General features: G+C 40.3%; 7 protein-coding genes. 6 read left to right on the forward strand and 1 reads right to left on the reverse strand.

Annotated features, from left to right (window positions below):
* Nucleotides 1-50: 50 nt before the first annotated feature.
* From hypF to hypB, 6 genes are all read left to right on the forward strand, one after another.
* The gene (hypF, locus tag RRG12_RS08400) at nt 51-2,399 is read left to right on the forward strand and encodes a carbamoyltransferase HypF (RefSeq protein ID WP_420758955.1); all 2,349 of its coding nucleotides are present in this window, start codon (nt 51-53) and stop codon (nt 2,397-2,399) included.
* A 65-nt stretch (nt 2,400-2,464) separates the two neighbouring features.
* Nucleotides 2,465-2,725: a HypC/HybG/HupF family hydrogenase formation chaperone gene (locus tag RRG12_RS08405; RefSeq protein ID WP_069074263.1), complete on the forward strand. Its 261-nt coding sequence runs from the start codon at nt 2,465-2,467 to the stop codon at nt 2,723-2,725.
* A 249-nt stretch (nt 2,726-2,974) separates the two neighbouring features.
* Nucleotides 2,975-4,156, forward strand: coding sequence for a hydrogenase formation protein HypD (hypD, locus tag RRG12_RS08410; protein ID WP_420758956.1), 1,182 nt, complete (start codon nt 2,975-2,977; stop codon nt 4,154-4,156).
* An 83-nt stretch (nt 4,157-4,239) separates the two neighbouring features.
* A complete protein-coding gene (gene hypE / locus RRG12_RS08415; protein ID WP_420758957.1) occupies nt 4,240-5,343 on the forward strand; it encodes a hydrogenase expression/formation protein HypE in 1,104 nt (367 codons plus the stop codon).
* A gap of 20 nt (nt 5,344-5,363) precedes the next feature.
* Nucleotides 5,364-5,705, forward strand: coding sequence for a hydrogenase maturation nickel metallochaperone HypA (gene hypA, locus RRG12_RS08420; RefSeq protein ID WP_420758958.1), 342 nt, complete (start codon nt 5,364-5,366; stop codon nt 5,703-5,705).
* Nucleotides 5,696-6,517 carry a hydrogenase nickel incorporation protein HypB gene (gene hypB, locus RRG12_RS08425; RefSeq protein WP_420758959.1) on the forward strand — a complete coding sequence of 274 codons (822 nt, stop codon included), beginning with the start codon at nt 5,696-5,698 and terminating at the stop codon, nt 6,515-6,517. Before hypA ends, hypB begins: the two co-directional genes overlap by 10 nt.
* Before the next feature lie 222 nt (nt 6,518-6,739).
* On the opposite strand, the gene RRG12_RS08430 is transcribed toward hypB, so the two are convergent.
* On the reverse strand, nt 6,740-7,747 hold a 1,008-nt coding region (locus tag RRG12_RS08430), incomplete at its 5' end, for a calcium-binding protein (RefSeq protein WP_420758960.1).

A 7,747-nucleotide genomic window follows, 5' to 3' on the forward strand; every position in this document is an offset into this window, starting at 1 on the left:
CGCTACGCTAACGTAATTCGTAATTTATAATCTTTGAAAGTCAGAATTATATGGCGAATGAAGAAATTAGAGTTCGCGGTACTGTTCAGGGAGTAGGATTTCGCCCTACTGTATATCGTCTGGCTAAAGCTTACGGTTTATGTGGAGATGTTTGTAATGATGGTGAAGGTGTATTAATTCGGGTATCTGGTAGTGAGGAAGCATTAACAGAATTTGTTGCCAGATTGCAAACAGAGTGTCCACCATTAGCAAAAATTAATGAACTAACTCGAACTCCTTACAAAGGTGAATTTAACTTTAAAAATTTTGTGATTTCTAGTAGTGTTAATAGTGCAATTAAAACAGAAGTTGTTCCTGATGCAGCCACTTGTCCGGAGTGTCAACAAGAAATATTCGACCCTTTTAGCCGCTTTTATCGCTACCCATTTACTAACTGCACTCATTGCGGCCCCCGCCTAAGTATTATTCGTGCCATTCCTTATGACAGATGCAATACCAGTATGTCTGCGTTTGTTATGTGTCCCGAATGTGGAAAGGAATACCACGATGTCGAAAACCGTCGTTTTCACGCCCAACCTGTAGCTTGTTATACTTGCGGCCCTACAGCTTGGTTAGAACGTGCTGATGGGAAATCGGTTACTGCTTCTATGTTTTCGATGTTGGATGATGTCGATGCTGTTTGTACCTTATTGCAAAAGGGAGAGATTGTAGCAATTAAAGGGTTAGGTGGTATTCATCTGGCTTGCGATGCAACACAGGAAACTGTTGTACAAAAACTGCGTCAGCGTAAAAAGCGCTATCATAAACCCTTGGCTTTAATGGCGCGAGATATTGAGATAATTGAACAATATTGTATTGTCAACGCCAAAGAAAAAGAATTATTGACAAGTTCCGCCGCACCAATTGTTTTATTACAAGTGACAGGTAAAAAAGTAGTAGCACCATCGGTAGCATATGGGCAAAATACCCTTGGCTTCATGTTACCTTATACGCCCTTACATCATTTGATTTTGCGGCGGATGAATCGCCCAATAGTTCTAACAAGTGGCAATCTTGCTGATGAACCACAATGTATTGATAACGACGAAGCAAGAGAGAAATTAGGGAAAATAGCTGATTATTTTCTCTTTCATAATCGAGAGATTATTAATCGGGTAGATGATTCGGTTGTGCGTGTTATCGGCGATAAAGTTCAAACAATTCGCCGTGCTAGAGGATATGCATCAACACCAATTAGTTTACCACCAGGATTTCACAAAATACCGCAAATTTTAGCAATGGGTAGTGAGTTAAAAAATACCTTTTGCTTATTGCGGGAAGGAGAAGCAATTCTCTCTCAACATCTGGGAGATTTAGAAAATGCTGCGGCTTTCAATACTTATCAAGAGACTTTAAATTTATACTTAAATTTATTTGAGCATAAACCAGAAGTAATCGCTATTGATAAACATCCTGAATATCTCTCAAGCAAATTTGGTAAAGAACTTGCAGAAACAAATCAAATCAAAATTCATCACATCCAACATCATCACGCCCATATCGCCGCTTGTATGACAGAAAATGGGATTCCTTTAGATTCCCCTCCAGTATTAGGCATTGCTTTAGATGGTTTAGGTTACGGCGACGATAGTACACTCTGGGGTGGAGAATTTCTTTTAGCAGATTACCGGAAATTTAAACGCCTAGCAACATTTAAACCAGTAGCAATGCTTGGTGGTGAACAAGCTATTTATCAGCCTTGGCGTAATACATATACCCAATTAGTAGCGGCTAACCTTTGGGATGATTGCGAACAAAAATATACTGATTTAGAAATAGTTCAATTTTTGAAAAACAAACCACTCAAACTACTCAATCAACTAATAGATAAAGGGATTAACTCTCCTCTAGCTTCCTCAGTGGGGCGATTGTTCGATGCGGTGGCGGCGGCTATCGGTATTTATAGAGATGAATGTAGCTATGAAGGACAAGCTGCGATCGCAATGGAAGCTATAGTAGATGTTAGTAGCTTAAATAATGATAAAGAAACGCTAATATATCCTTTTAGTTTTAGCTTTTCAGATAGTATTTATTGTATAGACCCGCGTCCCATGTGGCAAGCTTTGCTCGATGACTTGCAGCAACAGATTCCACAATCAGTTATAGCTGCTAAATTTCACAAAGGTTTAGCAAATGCGATTGTAGAAATGGTTAAGCATCTTAGTCAAGAAAATCTGATTAATCAGGTAGCCCTAACAGGAGGCGTATTTCAAAATTGTATATTGTTAGACCAAGTTACCAAAGGATTACAAGCATTGGAAATAAAAGTACTTACTCATAGCTTAGTTCCAGCTAATGATGGCGGTTTATCTCTAGGACAAGCAGTTATTACAGCCGCACAATTAATACATGAGTGTTGATAGTTGACAAACTTTTGTTTAGAAATAATTTCTTCTGCGGTTAGTTTATCTTGACAAATAAAAAAATGTGTTTAGGAATCCCCGGACAAATTATAGAAATTACCAATGCTAACCATAAATTAGCGATAGTTGACATTGGTGGTGTTAAACGCGAGGTAAATATTGCTTGTATCGTAGATGAACAACATCCCGCCGAAGCTTGTATTGGCGATTGGGTGCTAGTACACGTTGGCTTTGCGATGAATCGAATCAACGAACAAGAAGCGGCGGAAACTTTACAACTATTCCAAGAATTAGCAGCAGCACAAGTAGGGAATAGGGAATAGGGAATAGGGAATAGGGAATAGGGTTTAAACTTTATTGGTATATGGCTTTATTCTTAAATTTTGTACCTGATTTACCTAGAATCTGCTATAAACAATAGACCTTTGTTGTGTCAAGAGGCAAAGAAAGGCAGAGAAAGCAGTTTGTTAAAAAAACTTCCTACCACAAAAGCGAAATTAACTGATATAGGACTCATATTTGATTTCTGAAAGCGGATTCCTATAGATAAAACTCACTACTCTTCACTTCCTATGAAATATGTTGACGAATTCCGCGAACCGGAAAAAGCAGAAGCCTTACGCCGCGAAATCGCCAAATTATGCCGCCAGCTAGAAAAACCTATCAAAATTATGGAAGTATGTGGCGGACATACCCACTCTATATTTAAATATGGTATCGAAGAAATTTTACCCGAAGCTATTGAACTAATTCATGGCCCTGGTTGTCCAGTATGCGTGATGCCAAAGGGGAGATTAGATGATGCGATCGCAATCTCTCAAAATCATAACGTCATTTTTGCCACCTTTGGCGACGCAATGAGAGTTCCCGGTTCCAAAACCACATTACTGCAAGCCAGGGCACAAGGTGCAGACATCCGTATGGTGTACTCTCCCTTAGACAGTCTACAAATTGCCAGAGATAACCCCAACAAAGAAGTAGTATTCTTCGCTTTAGGCTTTGAAACCACAGCCCCCAGCACCGCCTTCACCATTCTGCAAGCAGCAGCCGAAGAAATTCATAACTTTAGTCTGTTTTCCAATCACGTTCTCGTGATTCCCGCCCTCAAAACACTACTAGATAATCCCGACTTACAACTAGATGGATTTGTTGGCCCTGGCCATGTCAGCATGGTAATTGGCACTGACCCTTATGAATTTATTTCCCAACAATATAATAAGCCAATTGTCGTCTCAGGATTTGAACCCTTAGATATTCTCCAATCAATTTGGATGCTATTGCAACAGCTAGTAGAAAATCGTTGCGAAGTTGAAAATCAATATAACCGAATTGTCGAAAAATCTGGAAATAGAGTAGCCCTGCAAGCCATAAATAAAGTTTTCGCCGTCCGAGATAGTTTTGATTGGCGTGGCTTAGGTGACATCCCTTATTCAGGATTACAAATTCAACCTGAATATGCCCAATTCGATGCCGAACTTAAATTTACCATTCCTAATCTCAAAGTAGCCGACCATAAAGCCTGTAAATGTGGAGAAATCCTTAAAGGAGTCTTAAAACCTTGGGAGTGCAAAGTATTTGGTACAGCTTGCACACCAGAAACACCAATTGGAACTTGCATGGTATCTTCCGAAGGTGCTTGTGCAGCCTATTACAAATACGGGCGACTTTCCACCATTGCCAAAAGAACAATCGCCCAAAAACCAAAAATAACTCAAGAACCTCTCCCCGCCTGCGGCTTCTCTTCAGACTTATAACACTCAGCGTACCTCTGCTTCCCAGCCTGCGGCAAGCCGCAAAAGCGTCTACTGCGTCCCTTTGCGTTTAAAAAAAATTTAATATGAATATTTCCCCCACAAACCCAATCCAAAATCCCCTATTCCAAAAAATAGAAAAAGTCCGTCGTCGCCAAACTAAAGTGCAAGACACTCATATAACTCTCGCACATGGCAGTGGTGGTAAAGCCATGCGTGATTTAATAGATGATATCTTTGTCAGCAATTTTGATAACCCAATTCTCTCACAACTAGAAGACCAAGCCAGCTTCAACTTAGGCAGTCTCATGCAACAAGGAGACAGACTCGCATTTACAACAGATTCTTATGTTGTAGACCCCTTATTTTTCCCCGGTAGTGATATAGGAGAATTAGCCGTTAACGGCACAGTTAATGATTTAGCAGTCAGCGGTGCTAAACCTTTATATCTAACTTGTAGCGTAATTTTAGAAGAAGGATTACCTGTAGAAACCTTACGCCGTGTCGCAAACAGCATGAAAGCAGCCGCAGAAAAAGCTGGTGTTCAAATTGTCACTGGTGACACAAAAGTTGTACATCGTGGTGCTGCCGATAAACTCTTTATTAATACTGCTGGTATTGGTATCATCCCACGAGGAATTAGCATTTCCGCCCATAATATTAAACCTGGAGATGCCGTAATAATTAATGGTGAAATAGGCAATCATGGGACAGCAATTTTAATTGCCCGTGGGGAATTAGCCTTAGAAACTACTATTGAAAGTGACTGTCAGCCGTTGCATAATTTAGTAGAAACTATTCTCCAAGTATGTCCACAAGTTCATGCTATGCGAGATGCTACACGCGGTGGGTTAGCTACAGTATTAAATGAATTTGCCCTCAGTTCAAATGTGGGAATTCGTCTTTACGAAGAATCTATACCAGTGCGTGAAGAAGTCAACGGAGTTTGCGAAATTCTCGGTTTAGACCCATTATATTTAGCTAATGAAGGTAAGTTAGTTGTAGTGGTTCCAAAAGAGAATGCTGACAACGTTTTATCAGCTATGAAATCTCACCCAGCAGGGAAAGATGCTTGTATTATTGGCGAAGTTATTACCTCACCCCCAGGTATTGTATTGTTAAAAACAGTTTTTGGTGCTGAAAGAATTGTTGATATGTTGGTAGGCGACCAATTGCCACGAATTTGTTAATATTTAATAGATTTTATAGTATGCACGAACTCGGAATCACCCAAAATATTGTGGCAATTGTGACTGAAAATGCCAAAGGCGCAAAAGTGCAGCGAGTTTTATTAGAAATTGGCAAACTTTCAGCCATCATGCCCGACGCTATCCGATTTTGTTTTGATATTTGCACTCAAGGTACAGTTTTAGAAGGGGCGACATTAGAAATTTTAGAAATTCCAGGTTTATGGAGATGTCGCCAATGTGGTGCAGAAATTTCTTTAGATAAACCATTTGGAATCTGTAACTGCGGTAGCGTGGAATTAGATTTAATTACTGGTGAAGAGCTGAAAATTAAAGAAATAGAAATCGAGGAATTATGTGTGTAACCTGTGGTTGTTCGGATGATGGTGAAGCTAAAATTACCAATTTAGAAACAGATGAAGCTGAACATAACCATCATCACCATACTCATACTTTACCAGATGGTACTGTCATTACTCATTCCCATAGTCACGACACTCATATAGAAGCGCCTCAAATTCATGCCAAAATACACAACACAACGATATCTTTAGAACAGGATATATTGGCAAAGAATAACCTGCTAGCTGCCCAAAATCGCGGATGGTTTAAAGGTCGAAATATTCTCGCCTTAAATTTAATGAGTTCTCCCGGTGCAGGTAAAACAACTCTTTTGACGCGAACCATTAATGATTTAAAACATCAATTATCTATTAGCGTTATTGAAGGCGACCAAGAAACTGCTAATGATGCCAAAAAAATTAAAGAAACAGGTTCTAAAGTCATCCAAATAAATACCGGAACAGGCTGTCATTTAGATGCATCAATGATAGACAAGGGTTTACAACAACTGAATCCACCACTGAATTCAGTTGTGATGATTGAAAATGTGGGAAATTTAGTTTGTCCAGCCTTATTTGATTTGGGAGAACAGGCAAAAGTTGTGATTCTCTCAGTCACGGAAGGAGAGGATAAGCCGCTAAAATACCCGCATATCTTCCGTGCTAGTGATGTAATGATTCTCACGAAAATTGATTTGCTACCTTATGTGAACTTTGATGTGCAAAAGTGCATAGAATATGCTGTACAGGTAAATCCCCAAATTAAGATTTTTCAGGTTTCCGCAACTACTGGTGTAGGTTTAGATAATTGGTATAAATGGATAACTAAAAATTAAGGTAAGAAACGCGATAAATCGCCGCCAAGACAAAAGACTGATTATTGTAGAGACGGCGATTTATCGCGTCTTTTTGTCTTAATTTATCGTAAATGAAATGTCTTGAATTTTGAATAGTCATCTTGACAATGAAAAAATTACACCCGGAACTCAAAAATAATTTCCGGGTGTAAGTTTGTCGGCTTCAAATTATGAACTTGTCAGACTCATTTCTCCAAAATTCTAGATCAGCTGGATGTCTAAGCTAACCGCGAAATTACTAGGCTTATTCTCAAGAGTCGCAAATTGAGTTCCTTGGAATAACAACGCACCAGTCGCGTCATTGTAGCTGAAACCACTGAAGTCAGTAATACCAAATCCAATTTTAGAAATCTGAATCTTATCACCTTCCACTCGACTGAAGTCCTTGATAACGTCAAGTCCTTCAAGCTTAGAATTGAAAACAAACTGATCTGCGCCAGTACCACCAGTGAGAATATCACTGCCAACTCCGCCAACCAGAAGATCGTTGCCAGCACCAGCAATCAGCTGGTCATTACCAGCGCCACCAGTGAGGATATCATTGCCAGCAGCACCACGCAAGACATCAGCGTATTGTGAACCAGTAAGTTCAAATCGCTCAATATTGCTGTAGCTGAGTACGGGATTCCCACTCAAACGGCTGAAAATGGCATTCTGTCCATTGAATCCGACATCAACACCAGCCCCATTGCTCAATTTGCTGTAGTCTGCAACTAGAGTATCAGTGCCAGCACCACCATCAACAATACCATCGGTGTCAGTTATTCTGTCGTTGCCATCGCCACCGTTGAGCGTATCATTGCCAACACCACCAAAAAGCTGGTCATCACCAGCGCCACCAGTGAGGATATCATTGCCAGCAGCACCACGCAAGACATCAGCGTATTGTGAACCAGTAAGTTCAAATCGCTCAATATTGCTGTAGCTGAGTACGGGATTCCCACTCAAACGGCTGAAAATGGCATTCTGTCCATTGAATCCGACATCAACACCAGCCCCATTGCTCAATTTGCTGTAGTCTGCAACTAGAGTATCAGTGCCAGCACCACCATCAACAATACCATCGGTGTCAGTTATTCTGTCGTTGCCATCGCCACCGTTGAGCGTATCATTGCCAACACCACCAAAAAGCTGGTCATCACCAGCGCCACCAGTGAGGATGTCATTGCCAGTAGTACCACGTAGGATATCGGCGTATTGTGAACCAGT

The organism is Nostoc sp. CALU 546, from assembly GCF_048836525.1.